The sequence below is a fragment of the Streptomyces sp. NBC_00620 genome (assembly GCF_026341825.1).
GTDB lineage: Bacteria > Actinomycetota > Actinomycetes > Streptomycetales > Streptomycetaceae > Streptomyces.
Genome location: NZ_JAPENY010000002.1, coordinates 1,580,545 through 1,605,389, shown reverse-complemented (window position 1 = coordinate 1,605,389; position 24,845 = coordinate 1,580,545). Strand labels below are relative to the sequence as shown.

At 67.9% G+C, this 24,845-nt stretch carries 23 protein-coding genes; 13 read left to right on the top strand and 10 right to left on the bottom strand.

From position 1 onward, the window contains the following. The first annotated feature begins 14 nt into the window (after positions 1 to 14). The 6 genes from OG246_RS26525 to OG246_RS26500 all read left to right on the top strand — a co-directional run bounded on the left by OG246_RS26525 (position 15) and on the right by OG246_RS26500 (position 7,821). On the top strand, positions 15 to 3,941 hold the full coding sequence (locus tag OG246_RS26525) for a hypothetical protein (RefSeq protein WP_266468696.1): 3,927 nt from the start codon (positions 15 to 17) through the stop codon (positions 3,939 to 3,941). Positions 3,942 to 3,956: 15 nt separating this feature from the next. After that, the gene (locus OG246_RS26520; protein WP_266468693.1) at positions 3,957 to 5,291 is read left to right on the top strand and encodes a glycoside hydrolase family 6 protein; all 1,335 of its coding nucleotides are present in this window, start codon (positions 3,957 to 3,959) and stop codon (positions 5,289 to 5,291) included. 84 nt (positions 5,292 to 5,375) lie between these two features. After that, positions 5,376 to 5,735: a hypothetical protein gene (locus OG246_RS26515; protein ID WP_266468690.1), complete on the top strand. Its 360-nt coding sequence runs from the start codon at positions 5,376 to 5,378 to the stop codon at positions 5,733 to 5,735. A 119-nt stretch (positions 5,736 to 5,854) separates the two neighbouring features. Then, positions 5,855 to 6,274: a hypothetical protein gene (locus OG246_RS26510; protein ID WP_266468687.1), complete on the top strand. Its 420-nt coding sequence runs from the start codon at positions 5,855 to 5,857 to the stop codon at positions 6,272 to 6,274. A 77-nt stretch (positions 6,275 to 6,351) separates the two neighbouring features. Continuing rightward, positions 6,352 to 6,672: a hypothetical protein gene (locus OG246_RS26505; RefSeq protein WP_266468684.1), complete on the top strand. Its 321-nt coding sequence runs from the start codon at positions 6,352 to 6,354 to the stop codon at positions 6,670 to 6,672. A gap of 327 nt (positions 6,673 to 6,999) precedes the next feature. Next, entirely contained in the window at positions 7,000 to 7,821 is an 822-nt protein-coding gene (locus tag OG246_RS26500; RefSeq protein ID WP_266468681.1) for a hypothetical protein, read from the top strand. A gap of 715 nt (positions 7,822 to 8,536) precedes the next feature. Here OG246_RS26500 and OG246_RS26495 read toward each other — a convergent pair. The 7 genes from OG246_RS26495 to OG246_RS26465 form a co-directional block, all read right to left on the bottom strand. Next, positions 8,537 to 10,216 (bottom strand): hypothetical protein, encoded by a 1,680-nt coding sequence (locus OG246_RS26495; protein WP_266468678.1) that lies wholly within the window; start codon positions 10,214 to 10,216, stop codon positions 8,537 to 8,539. Between the two features lie 115 nt (positions 10,217 to 10,331). Then, complete coding sequence (locus OG246_RS26490) at positions 10,332 to 10,760, bottom strand: hypothetical protein (RefSeq protein WP_266468675.1); 429 nt, start codon at positions 10,758 to 10,760, stop codon at positions 10,332 to 10,334. Between the two features lie 65 nt (positions 10,761 to 10,825). Then, complete coding sequence (locus tag OG246_RS26485; RefSeq protein WP_323178330.1) at positions 10,826 to 12,013, bottom strand: DUF2637 domain-containing protein; 1,188 nt, start codon at positions 12,011 to 12,013, stop codon at positions 10,826 to 10,828. Between the two features lie 151 nt (positions 12,014 to 12,164). Further along, a complete protein-coding gene (locus tag OG246_RS26480; RefSeq protein WP_266468672.1) occupies positions 12,165 to 12,779 on the bottom strand; it encodes a hypothetical protein in 615 nt (204 codons plus the stop codon). Between the two features lie 224 nt (positions 12,780 to 13,003). Beyond that, entirely contained in the window at positions 13,004 to 14,005 is a 1,002-nt protein-coding gene (locus OG246_RS26475) for a hypothetical protein (RefSeq protein WP_266468670.1), read from the bottom strand. Next, on the bottom strand, positions 14,002 to 14,301 hold the full coding sequence (locus tag OG246_RS26470) for a hypothetical protein (protein WP_266468667.1): 300 nt from the start codon (positions 14,299 to 14,301) through the stop codon (positions 14,002 to 14,004). The genes OG246_RS26475 and OG246_RS26470 overlap by 4 nt, the downstream gene beginning before the upstream one ends. A 60-nt stretch (positions 14,302 to 14,361) precedes the next feature. Then, positions 14,362 to 14,964 carry a hypothetical protein gene (locus OG246_RS26465; protein WP_266468663.1) on the bottom strand — a complete coding sequence of 201 codons (603 nt, stop codon included), beginning with the start codon at positions 14,962 to 14,964 and terminating at the stop codon, positions 14,362 to 14,364. 432 nt (positions 14,965 to 15,396) lie between these two features. Here OG246_RS26465 and OG246_RS26460 point away from each other — a divergent pair, with 432 nt between their 5' ends. The 5 genes from OG246_RS26460 to OG246_RS26440 are packed head-to-tail and all read left to right on the top strand — an operon-like array spanning position 15,397 to position 18,828. Then, entirely contained in the window at positions 15,397 to 16,029 is a 633-nt protein-coding gene (locus OG246_RS26460; RefSeq protein WP_266468660.1) for a hypothetical protein, read from the top strand. A 20-nt stretch (positions 16,030 to 16,049) separates the two neighbouring features. Continuing rightward, positions 16,050 to 16,688, top strand: a complete 639-nt coding sequence (locus OG246_RS26455) for a hypothetical protein (protein WP_266468657.1) — start codon at positions 16,050 to 16,052, stop codon at positions 16,686 to 16,688. A 29-nt stretch (positions 16,689 to 16,717) separates the two neighbouring features. Continuing rightward, positions 16,718 to 17,335: a hypothetical protein gene (locus tag OG246_RS26450; protein WP_266468654.1), complete on the top strand. Its 618-nt coding sequence runs from the start codon at positions 16,718 to 16,720 to the stop codon at positions 17,333 to 17,335. Further along, positions 17,302 to 18,333, top strand: a complete 1,032-nt coding sequence (locus tag OG246_RS26445) for a peptidoglycan-binding protein (protein ID WP_266468651.1) — start codon at positions 17,302 to 17,304, stop codon at positions 18,331 to 18,333. The genes OG246_RS26450 and OG246_RS26445 overlap by 34 nt, the downstream gene beginning before the upstream one ends. A gap of 57 nt (positions 18,334 to 18,390) precedes the next feature. After that, a complete protein-coding gene (locus OG246_RS26440) occupies positions 18,391 to 18,828 on the top strand; it encodes a single-stranded DNA-binding protein (RefSeq protein ID WP_266468649.1) in 438 nt (145 codons plus the stop codon). Between the two features lie 121 nt (positions 18,829 to 18,949). Here the strand turns inward: OG246_RS26440 and OG246_RS26435 are convergent, their stop codons facing one another. From OG246_RS26435 to OG246_RS26425, 3 genes are read right to left on the bottom strand one after another with little or no spacing between them, the layout of a single operon-like run. Next, on the bottom strand, positions 18,950 to 20,479 hold the full coding sequence (locus OG246_RS26435) for a hypothetical protein (RefSeq protein ID WP_266468647.1): 1,530 nt from the start codon (positions 20,477 to 20,479) through the stop codon (positions 18,950 to 18,952). Between the two features lie 40 nt (positions 20,480 to 20,519). Next, the gene (locus OG246_RS26430; RefSeq protein ID WP_266468644.1) at positions 20,520 to 20,906 is read right to left on the bottom strand and encodes a hypothetical protein; all 387 of its coding nucleotides are present in this window, start codon (positions 20,904 to 20,906) and stop codon (positions 20,520 to 20,522) included. Then, positions 20,890 to 21,558, bottom strand: a complete 669-nt coding sequence (locus OG246_RS26425) for an RNA polymerase sigma factor (protein WP_266468641.1) — start codon at positions 21,556 to 21,558, stop codon at positions 20,890 to 20,892. The genes OG246_RS26430 and OG246_RS26425 overlap by 17 nt, the downstream gene beginning before the upstream one ends. 1,073 nt (positions 21,559 to 22,631) lie before the next feature. Here OG246_RS26425 and OG246_RS26420 point away from each other — a divergent pair. Further along, on the top strand, positions 22,632 to 23,870 hold the full coding sequence (locus tag OG246_RS26420; RefSeq protein ID WP_266468638.1) for a tyrosine-type recombinase/integrase: 1,239 nt from the start codon (positions 22,632 to 22,634) through the stop codon (positions 23,868 to 23,870). 591 nt (positions 23,871 to 24,461) lie between these two features. Next, complete coding sequence (locus OG246_RS26415; RefSeq protein ID WP_266470918.1) at positions 24,462 to 24,767, top strand: hypothetical protein; 306 nt, start codon at positions 24,462 to 24,464, stop codon at positions 24,765 to 24,767. Positions 24,768 to 24,845 lie beyond the last annotated feature (78 nt).

The window sequence follows — 24,845 nt, the reverse complement described above, 5'->3', positions numbered from 1 at the left end:
GAAGAGGGGGCGCGGTGTCCTTCGGGCTGGACGAGCGCGAGCAGAACAGGCGCTTCGCGGAGTACTTCAAAGGACTTGAGGACCGCCTCGCGGCGCTGGAGACGACCAACCAGCTCACCAACGCGTCCATCGAGGGCGGAAGCCTCGATGTCTACACAGACGACGGCACCCTCCGCGCCTCCTTCGGCGTCCAGGAGGACGGTGCCGTCGCCGTCGTCACCGTCAACTCCGACCCGCCCCCCACGCCGGCCGCGCCCACCGTCGAGCCGATGCTCGCCGGACTGGTCATCTCCTGGGACGGCACATGGGCCGACGCCGACACCGCGCCGTCGGACTTCTCCCTCGTCCAGGTCCACGCCAGCACGAGCGGCGCCGACTTCACGCCCGGCCTGGCGACCCTCGTCGCCACGATCACCAACACCGGCGGAGCCGCGGTCACGGTCGCCGTCGAGGGCTACACCACCGTCTTCGCGCGCCTGGTCGCCGTCAACTCCGCCCAGATCACCGGCGAGGCCTCGACCGCCGCCTCGGGGGCCCCGCGGCAGGCGGTCACCTCCGACCTCGTCAACGGCATCATCAACGACACCAAGTTGGCCGAGAACGCGGTCAAGGCCGCGAACATTGCACTCGGCGCGGTCAACACCGCAGCGCTCGCCGACGGCGCGGTCCTCACCGAGAAGCTCGCCGACAACGCGGTCAAGCTCGGCAAGATCAACGCCGGAGCGGTCACGCTCAACGCGCTCGGCGGCGCACTGTCCGACTCCGCCGCCCAGCGCTACGTCGACGCGATGGGCGACCCGGCCGCCTGGCAGATCAACGCCCAGGGCACCGGCGCCACCTGGAATCACCTCTCCGGCATCACCGACGCGCCAACGGGCCAGACCGTCGGCGAAGCCCGGGGCTACATCCGCATCCGCGGCACCACGCTCATCCCGTACGAGCCCGGCGTCCTGTACCGGGTCAGCGCTCGTGTCCGCGCCACCGCGCAACTCACGACCGGCCCAGATTCCTTCTACGTCGGCGTCCTCGGTATCGGCGCCGACAAGACGACCCTCGTCAACCGCCTCGGCGCGAACTCCCCGAGCACCCACTACTACGTGGCCAGCTCCGGCCGCCTTCTGCCGACGACCGACGGATGGGTCACGGTAGTCGGCTACCTCAAAGACCGAGCCGCGACAGGCGTCTCCGGTTCCGCAGGTCCGAACAACGACCCGCGGGCGGCCGGACTCGTCCACGACGCCGTCCGCTACATCACGCCGTACCTCTGGCTCGGCTTCAACTCGACGAGCATCGTCAACTCGCCCGCGGTCATGCAGGTCGACGCCGTCACCGTCGAGGCCCTGAAGACCGGGCTCGTCGACTCAACAAATTTCGTCGCCGGATCGGTGACCACCGCAGCACTCGCCACCGACTCCGTCACCGCGGGGAAGGTCGCCGCCGACGCAATCAGCGCGCGGGAGCTGCAGGCCAACTCCGTCACCGCGAACGAACTGGCCGCCAACTCCGTCACCGCGAACGCCGTCGCCGCCGGTTCCCTCACGGCGGAGAAGCTCACCATCGTCGGCAGCGCCAACATCCTTTCCGACCCCTCGTTCGAGGGCGCCTACACGGCGGCCGCAGCGGCGAAGACCACCTACGCCACGCAGGACACGACGTTCGGCAACGGATCCCCGTCCTCGCTGAAGATCGACGCCACATCGGCCACGGCCGCCGACCGGGCCGTGGAGCTCACCCTCGTGCCCGTCACGCCCGGAGATCAGCTCTACCTCGCCACCGACTACTTCGCGTCCACCAACTGGGTCGGCACGGAAGTCAACTTTCAGGCGCGGTGGGAGACGGCCGCCGGCACCATCCTCAGCTACGGCAAGGCCGTCACCACCACCCCAAGCAAGGGCGCATGGGGGCGGATCACCGCCACAGTCACCGCCCCAGCAGCCGCCACACAGGCCCGTATCCGCGTCGAGTCCGGATCCGCCACAGCCGGATCCATGTGGTTCGACAACGCCGCAGTGCGCCCCGTCGTCCCCGGCGTGCAGATCGCCGACGGCGCGATCACCACCCCGAAGGTGCTCGTCGGCAGTCTGCTGGGCGACCGGCTGACCGCGAACACTGTGGAAGCGGACCGCATCGTCGCCGCTTCGATCACCGGCCGCGAGATCAAGGCCCTGTCCATCAAGGCCGACCAGCTCGCTGCGAACAGTGTGACCGCGGGAAAGGTCGCCGCAGGAGCCATCGAGAGCACCCACCTGTCCGTCGGCGCCGTCACCCCCGACCAACTCTCCGTCGGATCGGGCACCAACCTCATCCCAGACCCCAGTTTCGAGAACGCCCCCACCGCGAACATCATCGCGGCCGGCGGCGCCCCCTGGTCCCTGGCCCCCGGCAACCGGACCGGCGTCGGCATCCGCGTCGACTGCGCCGCGGCCGCCGCCGCGTACTACACGCTGCCGCTGACCACCGTGCCGGTGCTGTCTGCCGCGCAGCTCTGGCTGGGCGTGGACATCCTCGTCTCCGGCAACCTCGTCGCGCAGGGTGTGAAGATCCTCGCCCGCTGGGAGACCGCAGGGGGCACGATCCTCGGCTACGGCGTCACTGAGTCCACCGCCACAATTGCCGAGCAGTGGCAGCGCATCACCGGGCAGGTCACCGCCCCTCAGGGCACCACGCAAGCCGTGCTGTGCCTGGAGGTCTCCGCGGCCACGGCCGGATGGGTCGTCTTCGACAACGCGGAGGCGCACACCGTCTTCGGCCGCGCAATAGGCGGCGCCCGCGCTGAGGTCGGCCCGCAGGGGCTCCGCCTGTTCGACGATACCGGGCAGGAAGCGGTCTCCCTGGTAACCGGCTCCCCCCAATACCTAACCCTCCGCTCGGACGGGAGCGCGGTCGCCACGATCGACACCGCGGGCAACGGCTCCTTCGCGGACCTCAACGTCGCCGGCGAACTCACCGTGGACGGCGACCCCGTCTCCACCCTCCTCGGCGACCGCGCCCGCGGCCTCGTCGCGATCGATTACCAGGTCACTTCCGTCACCGGCGGTACCTCCGAGTTGGGATTCGTTGAGCTCGCCTTCGAGGCCCAGACCGACCGCATGTACAGGATCATTTTCGACGCGCACACGAACCCGTCGATTGCGGGCGGCGAGCTCCAGCTCCGGCTCCGCGACGGCGAGACCGCGAAACCCACGATCAGCTCCCCCCAACTGCATGCCGCAATCCACCATCTGGCGATCAACGACGCCAAGCGGGTACGCCTGGAGTTCGTACGATCCAGCCGCATCCTCGGGGTCGGCACGCACCGGCTGCTGATCACGTTCAAGTGCCAGTACGGGCCCGATGGGCAGACCGTCAGCCTGTTCGGCAGCGGCACCAGCCCCGGCTTCTTCTACGTCGAGGACGTCGGCCCGCACCTTGCGGAGACCGGCGGCTACAACGACGGCGGCGGCACCGCGCCCGACCCCGTACGCACCTACACCAAGACCTACACCGCGAGCTGGTCCGGCTCATACGCCAGACGCTCCGGCTACAACAGCTACTACGGCGCGAAGTGCGTGCAGGGCTACTACTCGTCGACCAGCGGCACCCAAGCCGCCCTGATCGGCTTCCCCGCCGCCCTCGGCACCGACCTGTCCGGCGCGACGATCCAGAAGGCCGAGGTCTACCTGTACGCCGAGCACTGGTACGCGGCCAGCGGCGGGAAGGCCGTCATCAAGGCCCACTCGCACACGGCCAGGCCCGCGAAGTTCTCCAGCGACAGCGAGGCCAAGACAGTCAACTGGTCGCGGAATCAAGGCAAGTGGGTCGACATCACATCCGTCTTCGACTCCACGAAGTGGCGCGGCATCGCGCTCGACCCGAACACAACGGACCGCACGTACTACGGCATCTTCCGGGGCGCCGGCCAGACCTACTCGCCGAAGCTGCGGGTCACTTACACCAAGTAGAAGGAGAGCAGCAGCGTGGCCGGAACCTACGGCGACCTCGCCGCCAACGGCTCGTTCACCAACGGCACCACCAGTTGGTGGTCCGGCGACCCCGCGATGATCACCCTTGTCGCGCCCGGCACCGGCCTGGAGGCCTCCGCCACCACCGACGCCGCGAACCTGTGGGACGCCCCGTTCGGCCAGGACAACATCGTGCTGCGCCAAGGAGTCCTCTACACCCTCTCGTTCACTGCCCGAGCCTCGCAGGCCGGTACGTCCCTCCGCGCACAGGTCGGGCTCGGCGTCGACCCGTGGACGGCAGCGATCGACAAGACCGTCGTCCTTGACACCGTCGACACCCATTTCGTGCTCCAGTTCACCAGCAGTCTCGCCACCACGGCCGGGCAGCTCAGTTTCCAGATGGGTCAGGCCACCGAGGTCACCGTCTACCTGACCGAAGTCCGCCTGACCTGCTCCACGATTCGCGAGGGCTTCTACGTCGACCCGGACTCCAACGCGCAGAAGTGGGTGAACAACAACCCCACCGACGAACGCGCCCCGAGGATTCTGAAGTCCATCGCGAGCCGCCCCGGAGCCCGCTGGTTCGGAAACTGGAACACCGACGTCCAGGCAGACGTCAACGCGTACGTGACCGCGGCCACCGCCGTCGGCAAGATGCCGATCCTCGCCGCCTACAACATGTATTGGCGAGACAACGGCGGCGAGTCCAGCGGCGGTGCAATCGATCCCGCCGCCTACCGGACGTGGATCGACGCGTTCGCCGCAGGGATCGGGAACCGCCCGGCCATCGTCATTGTCGAACCCGACTCCCTCGCCCAAGCCGAGTACCTGCCGACGGAGACCGCCCGCGCCGACCGGTACGCACTGGTGACCTATGCCGCGCAGGCCTTCGCCGCCCGCCCCCTCGTACGTGCCTACCTCGACGGCGCGAACGCCACTTGGGTCCAGCCCGCCGAGATGGCGGCCCGTCTCATCAAGGGCGGTATCGCCGCGGTGAAGTCGTTCGCGGTCGGCATCGCGAACTTCGACGCCACCGACATCAGCCTCGGGTACGGCAACCAGGTCGTCGCCGCGCTCGCCAACCAAGGCGTCACCGGCGCCAAGTTCGTCATCGACACTGCCCGCAACGGCAACGGGGCCATGGACGACAACGGACAGCACGTCGACTACTGCAACCCCGCCGGCCGTCGCCTCGGCGTCCCCTCCTCGATCGGTGTCGGCGGAGCCGAGTACCTGCTGTGGCTCAAGTTCCCCGGCGATTCCGACGGCCAGTGCGGCGTCGCCCCCGCAGACACCCCCGCCGGAACGTTCTCGCCCTATCTCGCAGTGCGCCTGATCGACGGCTGGTAGACCCCGACCACCCCACCCCAAGATCATTCTTGCCCAATTGTGCAAGACCGGCCTTGAGGCGACCGACGAGACGAGGACCCTGTCGTGTCTTTCCAGATCGAGCACGTCTTGGCCAGTGATCCCTTCTTTCGCGCACGCGTGCACCTGGCGTTCCTTCACACGGCCCTGGAGGTGACTGGCGAACCCGCCGAGACTGCAGGCCATCCTCTCCGCGCTTCTTTAGCCCGCTCCCTGTTCGCTCCCGATCTGTCGTCGATCGGGTACGCGCCTGCCGTCGCCACCTGCCCCAACGTCTCCGCCGCAGCCGTCGCCGCATACGACGAGAGCAATCCGTCGGCGGCCGCAGCCGCGGTGACCGACGACCTTCTCATCGAGGCAGTGCGATCCCTGTGGAACAACCTGTGCGGCTTCGGCGGGCCCGCCGTCACCGATACCGCGGCTTGAGCGGGCGACGCTAGCCCCCGCGGACCTCCATCGTCACGGTTGCGGGGAACCGTGGGCCTGACTCGGGCCCCGGTTCCCGCGCACCCCACTCCGACCACCGGACCGACGAGGAGGCGCCAGTGGACTGGCTCCTGTCGCTGGCGCCCGTCCTGACTCCGCTGTGCGGCATGACGGGTGTCCTCGGCGGCGCATGGCTCGTGCACCGCCAGCACAAGCGCAAGAACGACCAAGACGCGAACTTGGCCGAATCGAAGACCTTCATCGCCGCGGTCACCACCGTGACCGAGGGCTTCACCGGCCTCCTGGAACAGCAGCGCGCCGCCACCGCCCAGACCCTCGAGCGCGTAGCAACGTTGGAGACCAAGCAGACCGTGCTCGAGCGGAAGGTGGAAACGCTCGAGGAAGAACAGCGGCAGTGGCGCCGCTGGAAGGCCGCGGCCGTCGACTACATCCACCAACTCCGGGCCATGCTCGCCAACCTCCACCAGGGCCCCGCTCCCACTGCGCCGCGCGAGATCGCCGAAGACCTCGGCGACTGAGCCAGCACACGACGCAAGCCTCCGGCGCCGCGCACAGTCCGCCCGACACACAACCACGTATGAAGGGCTGGACTCGCATGACAGCGCTCGACTCCCTGACAACCGGCGCCCAGGTGGGCGCGGTACTCCCGCTGCTCACCGCGGTGGTGCAGAGGCCCGCCTGGTCGGCGAAGGCGAAGAAGATCGTGGCGGTCGTCGCCGCGGTGGTGGCCGGCGTGCTCACCGTGGCGGCGGACGGAGGCCTGGATCAGTTGCAGCACGGCTCACTGACGGCCGCGACCATTCTCGGCGTGCTGGCGGCCTCCCAGACGAGCTACGACCTCGTGTGGAAGCCGAGCACGCTCGCACCGGTGATCGAGGCCCTGACGACCAAGAAGTCGCCTCAGCAGGCCGAATAGGGCCCACGGCGCCCGTCCGGCCCCGGCCGGCGGGTACCATCTGCCGAAGAGGTGGCCGCACCGCTACCGCGTTGAGATTCCCGTCGGGTTGGTTACAGGACACTGCGGTGTCTTCCTTCGCCTGGGCGCCGGCTTCGGCCGGTGTATGCCCGACGTCAGCATCGAGACAACCGGGCGCGCGTAGAGCGCTCGGGGCCGGGGAGCGGATGCTCCTGCGAGGATCCGGCACACGCGTCAATGGTGCGGTCACCTCGCCTGTGTCCCGGTACTGGGCTCACCGGCCCCGGAGCAACGGGCCACCACGACCCGAAGAGGAGAGTTCACCGCATGGCCGATGCGCAGGACGTCGACGCTGAGATTGAGCGCATGGCTTCGCTCGATGACGACGCCTTCATGCACGCGGTGGTCGACTACATCACCGGCGGCTCCGGCCGGCGCATCCCCCGCGACGTCCAGGCCGCGGCATTGGCTTCTCCGACGTTGGCCACACAGACTCTCGACGCGCTGGAGAGTGCGATCCGTCAAGCGAAGTCGTTCCACCCCCGTCTTGACGGGGAGAGTAAGCGCGAGCAGCAGGCACGCATCGCCCCGTTCCGGACCAGCCTCCAAGCCGCGATGCCACCCTTCCAGGACGCCGTCGACGACCTGGCGCACAAGGAAGCCAAGTATCTTGCGGCTCTCGATGACCAAGCCTTCGAACGCCGCTGGACCGCGCACATCCTCGAGGACCCCACCGGTGCCCCGATTCCGCCGCGAGTACGCGCACTCGGCTTTCGATCACCGAGAGTAGCGGCCAGGGCTGAAGCGATCTGCCGCCTGATGATGGAAGAACCGACCCGCTTCCTGCCGGCATCGGCGCTCGGAAAGAGCCAGAAGGCAGACGACGCCCGCATTGCCGAGTTCCGTCAACGGGTGGAGTCCGAGGCGCGCTATCTGCGCTACGCCGTCCAGTACGCGGACGCGCGCCACGGTCGGATGCCGAGCGAGCCGAACGTCCGCCTGCAGGCGCTCCGTCTTCTCGGTGAGGCCCACCCTGAGGAGCTGTCCAAGCTCTTGCACCAGGTCCGCGACGGCAGGCGGGCAGGGCGGGCAGAGGCGCGCAAGGACGAACGCGCGGTCCGCCGGACGTCCCAGAGGCGCGCGCCGTAGAGGCGCGCCGCGATGTTCGAAGCATGATGAAGGGCGCGCCCGATGGCGCGCCCTTCGTCGTCTTCGGGCGCGCTTGGACGGCGCGGCCGCGCGCGTGGGTAGGCGCACTCACCTCCCCGGGCGCGCGCCGCTCGGGGAGGTTCCCGCGCCTGCAGCGCGCCGTTCCCGCGCGGTCGAGGGCGCGCTCACGGGCTGCGCGCGCCAGCTCCTGACCCACCCGCGCCGCTGAGATGACAGCGCGCGCTACACGACCACGCGCGGCGCGGCTACCGAGAATTCGCAGGTCAACCGCTGCGGGCCTGGAATCCGGAAGGCGCGCGCGGGCTGGGCGCGCCCTCGATCGGCCTGTCTTCCCGCAGCGCGCGCCGCGCGCCGATCATGGCGCGCGCTGCTGTCCGGCCGGCGCGCCGCGCGCCGATCCGGGGCGCGCGCGGTCAGCAGGAAGGAGCGCCTGTCCGCGCGCGAAGGGCGCGCCTCAATCCAGCGCGCGGCGCGGCAGGGTGGGCGCGCCATCGAAATGGGCGCGCCAGTGCGCGCGGCGCGGGTCCGCATTGAAGGGCTGGGAGGGCTGGGAGGGCGCGCGCATGATCACGTAGCGCGCCGGCGAAGGATCGTGGGCGCGCTGCGGAGGTGAGGTGAGGTGACGCGAGGGAACACTGTGAAGGCGCGGAGGGCGCGCCCAGAGGGCTCCGGGCGCGCGTCACCTCACGTCACCTCAATGCGTGACAAGCGCGGCACCGAAGTACGCCGCGAACTTCTTCGTGATCTGTACGTCCGGCATCGGCGCGGCGCGGTAGGCGTCAGCGAGCTCTGTTTCTCCTGCCTCCGCCAGAGCAGCGGCCACCCCGTCGCGGTGTGCCCGGACGAAGTCCCGCAGTGTGGCGAGGCCAGGCTCTCCATCCTCGGAGATCGCCCCCAGGTGCTCACCCACCGTTATGCACTTCACCCGGGCCTGGACCTCGGCCTCGTCCATCAGCGCCTGGTAGGCGATCCCCTCGTTCTTGGTCCGGGAGCGCCGCGGTCGGGCGGTGACGGGAGGGACGACGTCCTGCGGCTCCTCGGCCGCGCTGGTCTCCTCCGCGGACTCGTTGGGGGGCGCCTCGTCGGCCTGCGGGTCCGGCGGCAGCGGAGGCGCATCGGTCTCGCCCGGGGGCGACTGCTCGGCGGGCGCCACGTGCGCGCGGGCCTGCTCCTGCCCGGTCTGCTCCAGCGGTGGGCCGTTGCTTGCGCGCTGCCCCTGCTGTTCCGAAGTGTTCCCCTGCCCGTGGGGGGCGCCCTGCTGCTTCTGGTCGGCGCGCTCCTTGATGTACGCGAGGGATCGGGTGATCGCCGCGTCCGCGCTCATCTCGCCCCACGGCGTCGTGATGACGACCTGCTGGAGCGTGCGGACCCCCCATTCCTGGCGGATGGCGTGGAGGCACGCCTCCGGGTCGTTCCCGTCTTCGAGGGCTTGGCGGACCAGCTTGGCCGCCTGCTCGTCGGCCAGCCTCGGGTGCTTGCCTGCCTGCGGGGCAGGCTGCGGCTGTCCTTGCGGGCTCTGCTGCTGAGGATGCTGGTTCTGCTGCTCGTCGAGGTACGCCTCCGGCCGGGACTCGGTAACCTGCCGGGCGGTGGCGGCCTCCTCGAATCCGAGGCGTCGCAAGAGTTCGTCGATGCTGAAGTCGTCGAACCGAGTGCTCTCGCCGGGCTTGATCTCCCAGTGCAGGGTGCGAACGCCGGTCAGGTACGCCTCGCCGAGGCTGTGAAGTTCCACGATGGCGTCGACCGCGGCCGGGAGGTTCTTCTCCGCCTTGATCTTGCGGGTCCTGTTCCGAGTGGGCTTGTCGTTCTCGAACGCGGTGACGATCTCCTGGCGGGCGAGCAGCAACGTCGGGCCTGAGTGCCGTCGGAGCAGCCAAAGGATCTCGCCCCACCGGTCCTTGGCGCGGTTCCACAGGTCCGGGTCGACGACGACGGGGTCGTCCAGCGTGGGGACGCGTCTACGGTTCTCCTGCGCCTTCCACATAGCGCGTCTCCGCGCGTACAGGGCTTGCTCGTCGCTGAGCATGTCCCACAGATTGCTCACGTTGTCGACGACGATCATGTTCGCCTTGCCGTCGACGGGTGGCTGAGCAACGGCCCAGCGGACCGCGTCGAGGATGTCCTGATAGGTGCCGTCGTGCTCAACGATCTCGTACCGGGCGCCCTTGATGCGGCCGTAGTAGTCCGCGGTCCCCTCAAGACCACCGATCTCGATCCAGTACGTCATGCCGACCAGGTCGGAGCTGGTGCCTAAAACCGCTTCGTGGCTCTTGCCGGTTTTCTCTTGCCCGGCGAGCAGGATCATCGGCGGGTTGGGGAGACCGGTCGGCATCCGGGATCTGCGTTCGCGCAGGGGCGTAGTGGTACCAGGCATCGGTGTTCCTTCGTTCGGGTTCCCCGGGTTGCTCTCCCGCGGAGGATGCGACGGCGAAGGCGTTAACCTCTCACCGTTTCCGTCGCTGTACTATTCTACGTGGCCGAAGGCCCGTTCAATGTCTATTCACCAGATCAGAGACGGCATTTCGTGCGTCCGGGTCGTGGTCCTCGCGGTGCCGGGCGTACCAGGAATCCAGGCCCTCGGAGCCGACGGCCGCAGCCGTCATGTCGTCCTCGGTCATGGCTTTCCAGTCGGCGACCGCGTCGGAGTATTCACCTTCCACCGTGCGGGGGTCACGGCGGCTCAGCGCGTCTGTGATCTCTTCCCAAGGCGCGCCCGACAGGGCTTCCGCCAGGACTACGAGGTCGACGATCTCGTGAGCCATCTGCCGCAGGCGGCGCGCCGCGCGGATGCGCTCGGCGGGGGTGGTGTCCGCGGCGGTGGTGCCCACCGCTTGGCGAGCGAGGTCAGACAAGTCGCGCTGTGCGCGTGCGGCGGTGATCCGGGCCAGGATCTCCGGTGTCATGGCGGGTCCGATCATGCAGGCGGCGGGCACCTACCCCGGGGTGGGGGCCCCCGCATCGGTACGGGTAGGGGCAGGATGCCTTACGGGCTAACTGCCGTCAGCGGATGGGCGAACGCGGTGAACACGTCGTCGATGGTTGCCCTCGGCGGCAGGGTGACACCGCGCTCGGCCGCGTAGATCTTGATGAGCCGCTGGCGCACTTTTCGCCCATTGCCCTCGCTGTGCCCGAGGACGCTCGCGATCTCGCCGCCGGTCAGCGGGCCGCCAGGCTCGAATACCTCCCGGTGCCCGTTGTCGATGACGTCCTTGATGATCTCGTACAGCCCGTCTTCGCTGCTCCAGTGAGGGATACCCCTCTGCGGCTGCGACTGCGGCTGCACGGTGGCCGTGATCGGGCTCGGTTTGTTGACCGCCGCCGGAGCTGTGGAGGCCGGAGCCGTGGCGGGTACTGCGGCCGGCGCCGGAGGCGTGGCCGGCGCCGGCAGCGCTGGCAGCTCCTCGACCGACTCAGCGAAGACGCCAGTGGGATCGATGGCTGCCGCGCGGAGACCTGCGGGGGCCGACTCAGCGAGCGGGACGCCAGCGCCGACGAGCCGCAACGGCAGGAGTGACGCCACGGGCGCCTTCCTGCGCCACGCCCGCCCGAACCTGCTGCGGAGCTGCGCTTGGTAGACGAGTCGCTCCTGCTCGAGCTGGAGGACCTCGTTGTACGACGTCAGCTCCCACAGCTGCATGCGACGCCAGAGTAGGAAAGTGGGTACCGGGGACAGAGCCCATCGGGCCCGACGGACCTTCTCCATACGGCGGTTGGTGGCGGCTCCTATGCGGACGGCGTATATGTGCCCGGCGATCTCGGAGGACGCCACCCACAGCAGCGGCATCGTGCCGTGCGCCACCTTCGCCCAGAGGGACGCTCCCGCCGCGACGTTCAGCGCGCACGTGACGAGGGTGAGCACCCAGGGCACGAGCCGCACCCACCCCAGCGCCATGTCCATCCGGATCAGCATCAGGTTGGCGACGGTGAAGACGGGGATCGCGGAGTCGATAGCCCCAGGCAGCATCCACGGCTCTGAGAACCCCCACCGCTCGGCGGCAACCGCCACGGTGTCAAAGGATGCTGCCAGGCCCAGCCCGCCAACGCCGGCCGCACCGAGAGCGGCGGATCCGGCGAGAATCTTCTCCGGCCAGGTCAGTGGGGGCACACCAGATTCGTTGGGCGGCTTCGGCTTGCCGCCCTTGGGGGTGCGGAAATTCGACAGCGTCGGCAAGACACCATCCCTTCATTCGGGTCTTCCCGGTCGGCTTATGCTCATCACCTTCCGAGTCGACCAAACGATATAGCGTCTTTCACACCCGCGCTCTGGCGTCGCTCACGCCACGTCAGTTTTCGGCTGTGTATGAGTGATTCGCTGGACGGGTCTACCAGTCGAGCGGCTGCTTCGGCTTCCGGCGGTCCGGCCCCTGGATCCTCATCAGGTACGCGCGGGCCTCGATACGGGACAGGAGACGCTCGCCGAGGATGTCGGCAATGCCGGGGGCCGGGCTGTTGGACGTACTGCGGCTCTTGAGGTTGGTTGTGAACGCCGTGGCGCGGCCGGCCGCGAGCCGGGAGTCGACGAGGTCGATGGTCTCCCGGCGTGCGAACTCCGTGGCGATGCCGTCCATCTCGCCGCACAGCTCGTCGAGGATGAGCAGATCCGCCTCGACGTGCCGCTTCCTCACGGCGTACGACGTCAGGCCGTTGGGACCGCCATCGGGCCGACGCCACGTCAAGTAGGTGGTGTGCTTCACGAACCTGACGACGAGGCCGTGCTCGCTGGCCTCGTTGCCGAGCGCGGCAAGCGCGGTCGTCTTCCCGCTGCCGATGTTGCCGGGCACGATCAGGTTCAGAGTCTCCGGGCGGGCCTTGCTCCGCTTTGCCTGGATCAGGGAATTCATCCAGTTCCGCAGCGTGTTCGGCATCTGCTCCGGGGCAAGTTGGTCAAGGCGCCACCGCAGATACTCATCGTGGGCGGCCTCCCGCATGCTGTTCATCCAGATGGCTTTGAGAGCACGGGCTTGGGGAACGGACACGTCCTCCCACAAGCCGTTCTCCGACCCCGCCTGTTCGGGGACGCCCAGCTGGCTCAGGTCTGCCCCACCACGTCGGAGAGCCTCGAGGACTCCGTCAGTGACCTCAAATAGGCGCTTTGGCTCACGGCCTTGGGCGATGGCCGTGGTGTCCGTGGCGACCGACATCAAAGGCACACTCCTCATGGTCAGGTCTCAAGGACGCCGAACGCGGCGTCGTCAGAGGCGGTGGCGGCGGGCGCTTCACCCGGGATCTCCTGCGAGCCCCAGGTGGCGGAATCGCTGTAGGCGACCCGGCCGTTGCGCTGATGAGGCTGGATGTGGTTGGTAGCGACGCCGAGCGCGTCTTGCCATTGCTGCGCGCTGGGCCAGTGCCTGCGGGCGTGCTGCAAGGCACGGGCACATTCCTTCTGGCTGTAGCCCGCGACGAGCGCGGAACGGACCTGCCCGCGCATGGCAACGAAACCGCCCTTGGCGCCGACGTATGCGCCGAGATGCTGCTTCGCGTGATCCCACCACCAGGTCGCAACTTGAGCGGCCGCCTCGTCGAGCGCCGTCTTCTCCGCGGCTTTGTCCGCGGCGGTGGCCCTTCTCTCCGCGGTCTTCTGCTCTGCGGCCGCGGCCGCCTGTACGGTGACGCGGCCCGGCGTGGCCGTCCTCGCCGCGCGCACCTTCGCAGGGGCCTCCTTCTCGTCGATTCGCTCGCCTTCCTCGGGCGCCTCAGATTTCTCGGAAGCGCCGTCGCGGGGGGCGAGTTCGAAGCCGTCGGCCCCGAAGGTGCCGTCGGGGTACGCGACGAGGTACGTGCTGTCTCCCTGCTCGACCACAGGGATGTCGAGCTTCTTGTCGAACGTCTGGTAGTCGGCGGCCCACTGCTCGACGGGGAACTCGGAAATGGCCGTGCCCATGGCGCGCTGGCCGTTGCGGAACTGGCGGCGCTCGAGGCGGTAGTAGCCGTGTGCGGCCAGCTCGTGGAGTGCCTTGCGGACCGCGTCACGCCCCTCGCGCCCCTCACCTTTGGAGAGCTGCTCGGATCGGACCTTCCAGTCTTCGCTCTGGTCCAGGAGATAGGTCAGCAACCCGAGCGCGCGAAACGTGATGCGGGCGTCTCGGACGGTCGCCGACTCGACATGGACGTAGTGCGCGCGCCGGTTGACGCGAACGCCGGCGCGGTTGGTCGCTCGGCTCATGCAGCGTCCTCACCCACGACGCCGGTTCCGCTGGTGGCGTCGAACAGGCGGACGTACGCGCGGTGCGTCTTGAGGTGGGATATCCAACGGCGGTTCTTCTCGGCCAGGCCCGCGCTGCTGAGTTCGGCCAGCGGGCCGCGGGCCTCGTGCGAGTTCAGGGCGGCCCTGTCGGCGATGTCGGCGAGGGCGACCCACCCGCCCGAGGTGTTCAGGACGAGAGCGGCATACAAGCGGAACGCGCGGTCGGATATGTCACTGGCAAGTACTTGGTCCAGCGGAGTGCGTAACGCGGTCATCGATGAAGTCCCTTGGGAGCGGGCCCGGCCGGTACGGCAACCGGGCCCGTGGCGGTCGGGTCAGGCGTCCTCGGCAGCGGGCATGGACCCGGCCATCAGCTCCGGCGTCTCCCGCAGCAGGTCGTTGAGGTCACCGCGCCGCCATGCCGCCAGCAGCGCCGCCTTGCCGCTTGCCTGCCCCTTGCGGGTCTTCCAGGTCCAAGTGACGGTGCCGGTGGGCTTGCCACCCGGCAGGAACTTGACGCCCGGAATGGCCTCACCCGTCCGCGGGTCAAAGATGAGGCCCGTCTCCGGGGCCACCTCGGCGTGAGCCAGAACGGTCTTCTCCCAGGCTTCTCTCCGGACGATGACGACGTCGATCTCGCCCTTCTCCTCCGCGTACTGGTCGAACGCCGCTTCGTCGTCGACGACGAACCGGTCGCGGGTGAGGTTCACCTTGTACTTGCCCACGTCCTGACCGGCGACCTGTACGACGAGGTCGGACTGCCGGTTCTCGGCAAACCCCTTGATCAGGGGCGCCTTTGGCGCATCCTTCTGCGGGGTGATGACGCTTGTCTGGTGCTCATCCAGGGCGCGGGCAAGCGCACCGATCAGCCCGAGAGATGTCAGGGGAAACTCGGCCGGCTGCTCTCCCCGGGTGCCGTCAGCGGCGTCATTCGACATGGGCGGTGTCCTTCCTTCCCCGGACGCCACAGCCCAGGGTTTGGGTTCTCCCGGGCGGGGTGTCTCGGGGGGCGTCGCGTGGAGGTACGACAGCCGCCGAATTTTGTTACACCTAGGCCCAGGTGGCTGGGTTGCTCTCCCAACCGTTCGGAACAGTACAGCAAAGGGAACATCGTTTGGAGAAGGCGACGTTAGAGACGTGTCTTCCTACGGTCCTCACTGGCTCTGCCACTTCCGGTGACGTCACCGGACGCCGGTTGGGCCCCGGCGCCGCCCCATCCGGAACTGACGACGGCACCGGCTCGGCGGCGGGCGAGGACCGGCCATGACGGCATGTCCCGCTTGCGAGGCGGGGCGCCGCGGTAGGAGTCCGCGGGCTCGCAGTCCTCGCCCGTCACCGACACCGACACATGCGAGAGGACCGCACCAGCCGTGACCACCGAGACGATCTCCGCGCCGCGCTACCTCACATACGTGCCGCTCACCGACCTGACGCCGGCGCCCCGCAACCCCAAACGGCACGAACTCGAGCTCCTCATCGGCTCGATCCGCATGCACAGCCTGGTCGAGGTCCCGGTCGCCGACGAGCGCACTCAGTGCATCCTGCACGGCCACGGCCGCCGCGAGGCGCTGATCGAGATGCAGGCCCGCGGAATGTCCGTCCCGGGCGGCGTGGTCCTCGATGAGGACGGCGGCTGGCTCGTCCCGGTCCTGCGCGGCTGGTCCTCCAAGTCCGACGCCGAAGCCGAGGCCCTGGCCATCAAGCTCAACCGACTCCCAGGTGAAGGCGGCTGGGACCCCCGCGAGTTCACCGCTGTCCTCGAGGACCTGGCCACGAACGCAACGGAACTGTTCGACTCCCTCGCCATCTCCGCCGACGAGATGGACAAGCTGTTCGGCCAGATCGACCCCGAGACCCTGCCCGGAGGCGGACGCGAAGGCGAGCCGCCCCGCCTTCACCTCCCCGCCGACGGCCACGGAGATGGACTCAACCCCGATGACGACGGCCGCGCCCCGCATTCGACCTGCCCGGCCTGCGGGCACATGTTCACTACCGGCCGCTGACTCTGCGCTGAGGTCCGCCCATGTCCACCCGCCGTAAGACACGCCGGCCCGAGAGCCGCAGTGGCCGCCCGCGCCTACTCTCCGAGGAGGTCGAGGCGCGCCTCGTCGCAGCCTCCCGCACCGGCGTCGCCGTCGAACTGGCCGCGGAAATGGCCGGGGTGTCCCGCTCGAGCTTCCTCGCGTGGATGGCCCGCGGCCGAGAGGAGGCCGAATCACGCGAGTCAGGCGAGCCGCCACGGCCGGACGAGGAGGAGTACGCGGCGCTGTACGCGAAGGTCCGCACCGCGCGTGCCACCGCAGCCGCGCGCGCCATGGCGAACATCCGGCGCGTCGCGGACGGCGGGATCGTCACCAAGGTCACCACACGCAGGTTCCGCGACTCGGTCACCGGCGAGATCGTCGAGGAAACCGTCGAGGACCGCACGTCGCCGGACTGGCGCGCCGACGCCTGGTACCTCGAGCGGCAGCACCGCGAGCACTACGGCAAGGACGCAGTGATAGCGGTCGAGATCACGGACCTCGGTGCGCCGGCTGGCCAGGAAGACCAGGCCGTCGACCTGGCCGCGCTCGCCGAGCGACTCGACAAGACCCTTTTCTCCGTCGAGTACCCTCCCGAACTGGAAGAAGCCGGTGTAGTGGACGCCGAGATACTGGACTGACGCCTGATGTAGGCGGGTTACAGTCCGGCATGGGTATTGCAGACACCTCTATCGCCGCCCTCTCGGCGGCTCTCAGCGGCGGAGCGGCCGTCGCGGCTTGGCAGGCGTCGCGGGAGGCCAACAAGACTGCCGGATCAGTCGCGCAGATCGAACGTGACCGGTGGCACCGAGAGCTGAGTCCCCAACTTAAGCTCAAGATCGATCCGAACAACCACTTCCTCTACATCCGGTTCGTCAGGCCCGCAGCGCTCGGGCGAATCCAGGTGAGCCTTCGCGTGCGGGACGACCGCGACCGCTCCCAAGATCCGGAACTAGCAGGCAGCGTCACGGCCCAGATGCGCGCCGAAGTCGTCTGGGGCCCCTACCGATTCCGCCCCGGTATCGACCACGCAGACGATCTAGGGCGGGCCGTCAAACCGTTCACACTCGAACCGGACGATCTGCACCGGGTGGCGATCGACCCCACCCTAAGACCTACCTGGTTCGACGGCGCCTCGGGCGAGACGCGGTGGCGTGAGCAGTACCGCAACGCCCCCATGCGAGTGTGGGCCACTTGCGAAGCATCCGATCACAAGCCGTGGCGCCTGAGTTGCGAACTCCCTTGGAACGGAAGGTGGGCGCGCACCGAGACGCCCAGCCAGCCCTGATCGGTCACCACGCGACATTAACCACCGCGGCCCTGCACGGTGCCCCCTCACTGCTCACCAGCACCGGAGGAAACGCCGTGACCACCGAGTACTACCCGGGCGCCAGCCGCGCCTACGACTTCACCAGCACCTACAAGGGCGACTTGTTCACCCCGGACAAGATCGGCCTGCACACGACCGAGGGCACCACCCTCGTCGACTACTCCAAGGGCGCTTCGGCGCCGAACATCACCGCCAAGCCCAACTTCACAACGAAGAAGCTGGATTGGTACCAGCACTACGCCTTCAACCGCAGTGCGCGCGCCCTGGTCAACAAGACCGGCGGCGTCGAGACCAACACCGACGACGTCGTGCAGGTCGAACTGATCGGCACGTGCGACCCCAAGCGCAAGAAGACCTGGGGCAAGCTGCAGGCGGGCGTTCATTACATCTACTGGCCAGAGGCGCCGGACTGGGCTCTCGACGGCCTCGCCGAGTTCCTGGCCTGGCAAAACGTCAAGAACGGCATCCCTCTGTCAGGCCCGTCCGAGTGGCCGACCTACCCGTCCTCGTACGGCGCGACGTCGGCACGCCTCAGCCTCGCGGAGTGGACCGCTTTCAAGGGCGTCCTCGGTCACATGCACGTCCCGGAGAACGTGCACGGGGATCCGGGAAACATCGCCTTCTCGAAGATCATCGCCAAGGCGAAGGCCATCGCGAAGACGATGAAGCCGGCCACCGACGCCTCGGCGGGTGGCAGCACGTCCCCGCCCAAGCCCGCTCCGCCGTTCCCCGGTGCCAAGCACTTCGGGCCGGGCAAGAACAACGCCCACGTAACCACCCTCGGCAAGCAACTGGTGAAGAAGGGCTACGGCAAGCACTATGCCTCAGGCCCCGGCCCGAAGTGGAGTGAAGCCGACCGTCTGAACGTAAGGGCGTTCCAGCTCTCCCACGCCCAGCTCAAGGGCGACGCGGACGGCCTGCCCGGACCGCTGACCTGGAAGATCCTCTTCTCCTGACCCCGCTCCCGGCCGGCCCGGATGCCCTGGACTGGTCCCTCACGGAAGGATCCCGCTGTGGCGGGCGAGACCACCATCACCATCGTCGGCAACCTCGTCGACGACCCTGATCTTCGCTTCACGCCGTCCGGTGCTCCGGTCGCGAAGTTCCGGATCGCCTCTACTCCGAGGACTCTCGACCGCCAGACGAACGAGTGGAGAGACGGCGAGAGCCTGTTCCTGACCTGCGCTGTGTGGCGACAAGCAGCAGAGAACGTCGCCGAAACCCTGACCCGGGGCGTGCGCGTGATCGTGCAAGGCCGCCTCAAACAACGGTCGTACGAAGACCGCGAGGGCGCCAAGCGCACCGTGTTTGAGTTGGACGTGGACGACGTAGGCGTCAGTCTGAAGAACGCGACAGCGAAGGTCACCAAGAACGGCGGCCAGCGTGCGCCCACTGATGCCGGGCAGCCGATCGCCAACGGCCAATGGGCGGCCGAAGAACCGCCGTTCTAATCCGACCGACCCACACAGGGTAGGGGCCCCGGCCGCATTGGCAGCCGGGGCCCCCGTTGCTCGACTGACCTGCGGTAGAGCGCTCCCATGACGGACTGTTCCGAGACGACACCTGGCAAGGTCAGGACGAAACGGTCCACGCGGAGTCATGGATGACCAAGACATCGTCCTGACCAGCCGCCGCCGGCTCGCTGGCCATCGAGTCCTCTTCCGACGGTTCTGGCGAAGCCGGCGTCTCCTCGACAGTGGCTTCGGTCTCGGAGGGGGAAGCGTCACTCTGCTCCGGCGCATCCGACGGTACCGACGACTCCTCCGTAGGGGGCTGACTCACCTCCTCCGGCTGCTCCTCCTCGTTCTCCACAGGCGCAGGCGTGGACTGCTCCGGCGCTGTTGACTCAACCGGGGCAGGTACCGGCATCGGCTCCTCGGCCTGGGGGCTCGCCCCGACCGGCTCCGGCGCAGGAGCCGACGACGTCGTCGGCTGCGTCCCATCGATGGTCACAGGCGGTGTGGACCGAGTGCTCTCCTCCACGATGAGCACCGCCACAGCCATGTCCGTAGCGTGCTCGGGCGGGGACGCCACAGGTGTCCGATCGAGACCGGCGGCGATCGCCACGATGTCGTCGCTACCCGTAAATCGCAGAACGGTTCTTCGGACACCGAGCACTGCTTGCGCGGCCAGGAGAACGGGCTCGTCTACAAGCGCGCTGTGCGGCGAGTGCAGGATGATCTCCACGTCACGTTCGTTCAGCCCCAACGTGCCCAACGTAAGCGCGGCCAGACGAGGCGGGAGCGGCGTCGAGGCACCCACTGTGCTCGTGGTCGACGACGGACGGGGCCCCTGGGCACGGAGTAAATCCGCGTACGCCGACAACCGCTGTTCGTCCGTGCCCCACAGCACATACCGGCCCGAGCGGGCAAGGTTGGGGTACAACTCGGTCGTGCCGTCCTGCCGGGCCCATGTCTCGGCGTACTCGGCGTCACCGAAGATCCTCAGTCCGATGCGCTCGGAACCGTACGAGAACGTGAAGATCGTGCTGTCCGGACCGGCGGCCGCCGTACTCGACATCACCCTGCCGTCCGCATCGGTGCACTCCGCCTCCAGGTCGGCGATCGGCTTGCAGTCGATCCGCCCGGCCGTGGAGAAGTCGAGGAACTCCGGGCCGGTGAAAGGCTTCGTCGCGACCTGCGCACCCACAGCGTCGTTGGGGCTCGCGTCCGGGGTACTCGCCACAGTGTCGACCGGACTGCTGCCGGTGACGTAGCCCAGCGCCCAACTCCCTGCGAGCGCAGGCACCAGCGCAGTGGCGATCACCCACCGCTTCGCACGACCGCGCGGACGCGCGAGCCGGTCAGGTTCGGCCCGCGCCGGAGTGATGTCCAGGAGCGGATGGGAGCCGACCGGGCCCAGCAACTCGTCAAAGTCTCTGAACTCTGGGCAGTACTCGCGCAGCAGGCGCTCGACGTGTTCCAGCGGGAGACCCGGCATCGTCGAACTCACCTGCCTTACGGCCGAGTCGAAGGTCTGAGGCTTCAAGAACAGGTGGCGCTCGCCTCTGATGTTGGCGAAGCCCACGTCGGTGAGATCGCCATAGCCCTCGTCCTCCGGGCGCACGATGTGGATCTGGACGGGCGGCTGCGACTCGGTCACGGCCGTTCCTCGATGTTGGGGCCGCCGGGCATTGCGCTGCTCACCTCTGCCGGTCCCTTTCCTTGCTCTCCAGGATGCGGGCGATGTGGGCAGCCGTCGTCTCGGCACGCTCGGGCGTGATTTCCTCGATGTCCGCGAGGAACAGTTGACCGCCGTCCGGCAGTTCGACCTCCTCGCGATGGATCACGGGCTCGTCCAAGCCGTCACCTGATCCGGCGTCCTCGCGGGCCTCCGGTGGGTTCTGGGCGCGCGCGTACTCGCGGAGCATCGCGTCCTTGGTGGCTTGCACCCGCGCAGGGCTGCGTTGGTGGCCTGGCTGCAGCGCGCCCGCGCCTGCCAGCATCTGGCGGGTGTCCTCATCGTGAGGTACTGGCCCGCCGTCGAGCGCCCGCTCCAAGCTCTCGCCCTGGTCAGCGCGTCGCGACATGCGCCCTCGCCTCTCGGTTCTCAACCCGTGTTCCAACGACTCTATTTCTGCCCACCGCCGCCGTCAGCAGCTCCTCGACCAACTGGGCAGACGACTCCCCGGCTGGCATGACCTCGGCGAGCTTGCGCAGCGACCGTACCGTCAATGTACGGACAGCGCCGTCCGATTTCCCCATGATCTGTGCAGTATGACCCGGGCTCAGTCCGTCGAAGAACCGCAGGATGAGGACCTGCCGCTGCTCGGGCCGCAGTTTCTGCAGGCGGGATGCAACAGCTTGCGCCAGTACGCGCCTCTCGGCGTACTCTTCCGGGCTCTGGTCGAAGCGCGGCCGGTCGAGTTCGAGGTGATCGGCGTATAGCGCTTCCGATGGGCGCCGTTGCACGGAGCGCAGGTAGTCGAGCGCGGTGTTCTTCGTGATCGTGCGCAGCCAGCCCAGCAGATTCGTGCCTGCTCGGTACTTGCTGACGTTCTGGGCGACCTTCAGCCAAACCTCCTGGCTCAGGTCCTCCGCAACGTGGCCGTCGCGGATGTAGAAACGCACCCAGCGGTACACGGTGTCGTTGAGCTCGTCGTATAACGCCGCGATGGCGTCGGCCCCGTCCGCCCCGCCTGCGGCGGCACGTACGACCAGCGATTCCAGAATGTCAGTCACGGCGTGATGTCCCCCCAAGGACGGTGCTGCACTGATCCGCTACAGCGCCGCCCTCGGGCTGTCCCCCACTGCTCCCCACAGGAGGAGGATCATCTTCCGGAGCGACGCCGAGGCAGCATAACCGGTGAGTAACGTAAGACGTCGAACGGGTTAGCGAAAATAGCAACCCGCCACTCACCAACCGCACAGTGACACTCCGGCCGTTCGAGAAGTGGCTGTCCATCGACACAGCGGCGAGACGCACCAAGATCGACGTGGACGCCGCCCTGATTGTCGTGCGCGAAGGCCGTCACCGCGGCACCCTGTGTACGCGTGGTGAAAGAGCGGACCAGCAGGTCATGCGCCTCTGCCCCAGCCCACGCCTCCCGAGTCGCCGTTCAGCCGGCCGCACATGTAGCGGACAGCACTTAGGCGATTCCCGTGCACGAGGACCGCCAGCCCGCCGCTGATCCCCTCATCGAGCGCCGCACCAGCCAGAGTTGGCCAAAAATCGCCGTCGAACCCGACAGCCTCCGAGGTCTCCGCTACCGGCCCGACCGACGCCCTCCAACTCTTCCGCCACACCCCGGAGCAACTTCACCGTGCGGCAGCCACGTTGAACTTCTCCCGGGTGTAACAGATTCCGCCGATCCACGTACTTGTCGGTGCCGGGCCGTTCAGAACCGGCTCCATCCGGCCGGATCGGTCCGCCGGGGGCACCTACGAATGAACAAGGGTGACTATGCCTCGCGGTGGTTCAAACGTATTGCTGAGTTTCGAGACGATTGCCGAGCGGATGGAACTCTCAAAGCGCACCTTGCTCGACAACTACAGGAGTTGGGATATCCCCGTCGTGCGCGTCAGCGATCGCATCCTTCGCGTCCGGGAGCGGGATTTCGAAGCATGGCTCGACGCACGTACGGAATGAATTCGGGACACCGGCTCGGGAGATATGACTGCGAATAAAGGGTGCACCACCGTCCGCGCCGCCCTCTGCTCGACGACTTGACCGGCCACGGCTGCGCCTACGTAGAGTCCAACCCCCCTGGCCAGGGAGTCACCTGAGAATCAACCAAGATCGCGAGAGGCGTCCCGTGGCACGCAAGCCCACTGTCTACAAGCGGTGCGACTGTCCCGACCAGAACAGGCCCAAGAGGGGCGGATGCGCCCATAGCTGGTCCTACAACCGCACGAACGACGAAGGCAACCGCACACGAGCGACGATTCCCGAGTCAGTCGGCCTGACTCAGGCTCAGGCTCAGGCAGTTCTGGACGGATTGACTCCAGGAGCGGTCCCGGAGCCCGTCGAGGCAAACCTCACATTCCGCCAGTGGGCTGCCGACTGGCTCAGCAGACGCCGAATCAAGGAGCGCAGCCTTGAGAATTACGAGATAGCCATCCGCGTGCACCTCAATCCGCGCTGGGGAAGGCACCGCCTCAGAGCCATCAAGAAGGCTCAGGTCGAAGCATGGATCCAGGAGATCGAGGACAACGAGAGCGTCGCCAACTCTACGGGGGCACTTCACTGGAAGGTCTTCCAGATGATCATGAAGGACGCCCTGCAGAACGGGAAGATCACATCCAACCCGACCTACGAAGTTGACGGGCCCTACGTAGGCGAGACGACGTCATACGTCTTCAGCCCGGACGAGTGCTGGGCAATATACGACACGTTCCCAGCACGCTACCGCCTCATCCCCATGTTCGGCTTCGCCTGTGGCAACCGGCAAGCCGAGGCGTTCGGCGTGTGCGAAGACGTGATCGACTCGACCCGAAGCCTGCTCACCGTGCGTCGGCAGGTACTCAGGACCAAAGAGACTCACCACAAGCGCCTCCTAGTAGAGCGGTTGAAGACGAGCCCACGCCTCAGCTCGAAGGACACGCCGATGCCTCCGTACCTCCTGGACGCCGTGGAGGAGCACACGGAGCGCTTCCCACCTCAGGCCACGGAGACCGTGGTGTGGGAGCACAGGAAAAAGATCGACGACTGTAAACGCGGCTCGGCGCGAGCTCTCTTCTGGACACCGCACAACAACCTCATGTGCTGCAGCTACTTCAACGAGTCCCTATGGAAGCCCGTGCTGCTGAAGCTGGGCATCAAGGACTTGGAAGGAAACCTTCCGACCTTCCACGACCTCAGGCACACCTTCGTCTCCACATGCCTCCAGAGCGGCATACCCGAGCACACCGTGGCCGCGTGGGTGGGCACCTCCGTCGTGGAACTCCAGCGCACGTACAGCCACCTCCTGAAGAACCACGCCGACACGCACGGAGCAAAGGCTGCCGGCCTGTCCGCGCGGCCGAAACTGTCCCCCGTGCGCGACGCGGCGTGATGGCCCCACGCCTTCCTCGCTGACCCCCTTCGCCGGCGGAGCGGCAAAGGGCGGACCTCAGCGGGGCTGAGGCCAGCAACCGGTCTCAGCCCCGCTGCCTCTATCCCCGGCCCCCTTCGTCTCGCCGCCGGACCGTGGCCGTCACCTCCGCGCTCACCGGCGCATCTCAGTCGGTTCAGCCAGACCAGTGCCGATCACAAGAAGAGTGCTCCTTCACTCAGCAGGATTATCAGAGAGGTACACGCCAGGGGCGGCCGCGCTGCATGCCCAGGCATCGCGACGGGACCAACCAGATGACCCAGGCCAGAGGCGGCCTGCACCAGCTCAAGCCATGGCGCCACCAATGTCCGGCCCCACTATTCGTGGCTACGTTCGCGGCTACTTACGTAGCCGCGCGGTCCGGTTTGAACCGGTGCGGACCGGGGTCCGGCGAAGCCCGTCGATCTTTGGCAAAGACCCCCTGAACTGCACATTCGCTGTTCAGGGGCCCTTGGCAACAGACAAGTCGGTAAATACGTTGAGTAGCATTAGTTGACCGATGAGCTACGGCCCGTACGGGCTCCACAGGGGGAAGGCGGCCAGATGTCCGGTATGTTCGGCAGACTCCGCAAGACGTGGCGCAAGAAGACGGCCGAGCGGCCCGAGGAAGGGCAGCCCGCGATACGACGGCCGGAGAAAGGTACGCACAACTTGTTCGAGGCGGCCGCTGTGTATGTGTCGGCGTGCGCGGAGGACGATCAGGACCAGATCGACGAGGCCGCGGCCTGGGTGTCGCCGGAGGCGCTGTCGTTCGGTGTGAACGAGCTGGCCTGCCGGGCCGTCATCGCCCTGGCGCGGGAACGTGACGAGTCGCCGCAGACAGTGGCGCGGACGCTGCTCGGACTACCCGCCGTGTGACCCGCGACCGCCCCGGAAGGTCGATTCGCCCCTGTCCAGCCGGATAGCTGCAGCTCCGCGTGTACTTGGGCCTCGTGA

What these genes read in the sequence shown, in the direction of transcription:
- OG246_RS26505 (WP_266468684.1), top strand. Translation starts at nt 6,352, where the DNA reads ATGACAGCGCTCGACTCCCTGACAACCGGCGCCCAGGTGGGCGCGGTA.
- OG246_RS26500 (WP_266468681.1), top strand. Translation starts at nt 7,000, where the DNA reads ATGGCCGATGCGCAGGACGTCGACGCTGAGATTGAGCGCATGGCTTCG.
- OG246_RS26495 (WP_266468678.1), bottom strand. Translation starts at nt 10,216, where the DNA reads ATGCCTGGTACCACTACGCCCCTGCGCGAACGCAGATCCCGGATGCCG.
- OG246_RS26490 (WP_266468675.1), bottom strand. Translation starts at nt 10,760, where the DNA reads ATGATCGGACCCGCCATGACACCGGAGATCCTGGCCCGGATCACCGCC.
- OG246_RS26480 (WP_266468672.1), bottom strand. Translation starts at nt 12,779, where the DNA reads ATGAACAGCATGCGGGAGGCCGCCCACGATGAGTATCTGCGGTGGCGC.
- OG246_RS26475 (WP_266468670.1), bottom strand. Translation starts at nt 14,005, where the DNA reads ATGAGCCGAGCGACCAACCGCGCCGGCGTTCGCGTCAACCGGCGCGCG.
- OG246_RS26470 (WP_266468667.1), bottom strand. Translation starts at nt 14,301, where the DNA reads ATGACCGCGTTACGCACTCCGCTGGACCAAGTACTTGCCAGTGACATA.
- OG246_RS26465 (WP_266468663.1), bottom strand. Translation starts at nt 14,964, where the DNA reads ATGTCGAATGACGCCGCTGACGGCACCCGGGGAGAGCAGCCGGCCGAG.
- OG246_RS26455 (WP_266468657.1), top strand. Translation starts at nt 16,050, where the DNA reads ATGTCCACCCGCCGTAAGACACGCCGGCCCGAGAGCCGCAGTGGCCGC.
- OG246_RS26450 (WP_266468654.1), top strand. Translation starts at nt 16,718, where the DNA reads ATGGGTATTGCAGACACCTCTATCGCCGCCCTCTCGGCGGCTCTCAGC.
- OG246_RS26430 (WP_266468644.1), bottom strand. Translation starts at nt 20,906, where the DNA reads ATGTCGCGACGCGCTGACCAGGGCGAGAGCTTGGAGCGGGCGCTCGAC.
- OG246_RS26415 (WP_266470918.1), top strand. Translation starts at nt 24,462, where the DNA reads ATGTTCGGCAGACTCCGCAAGACGTGGCGCAAGAAGACGGCCGAGCGG.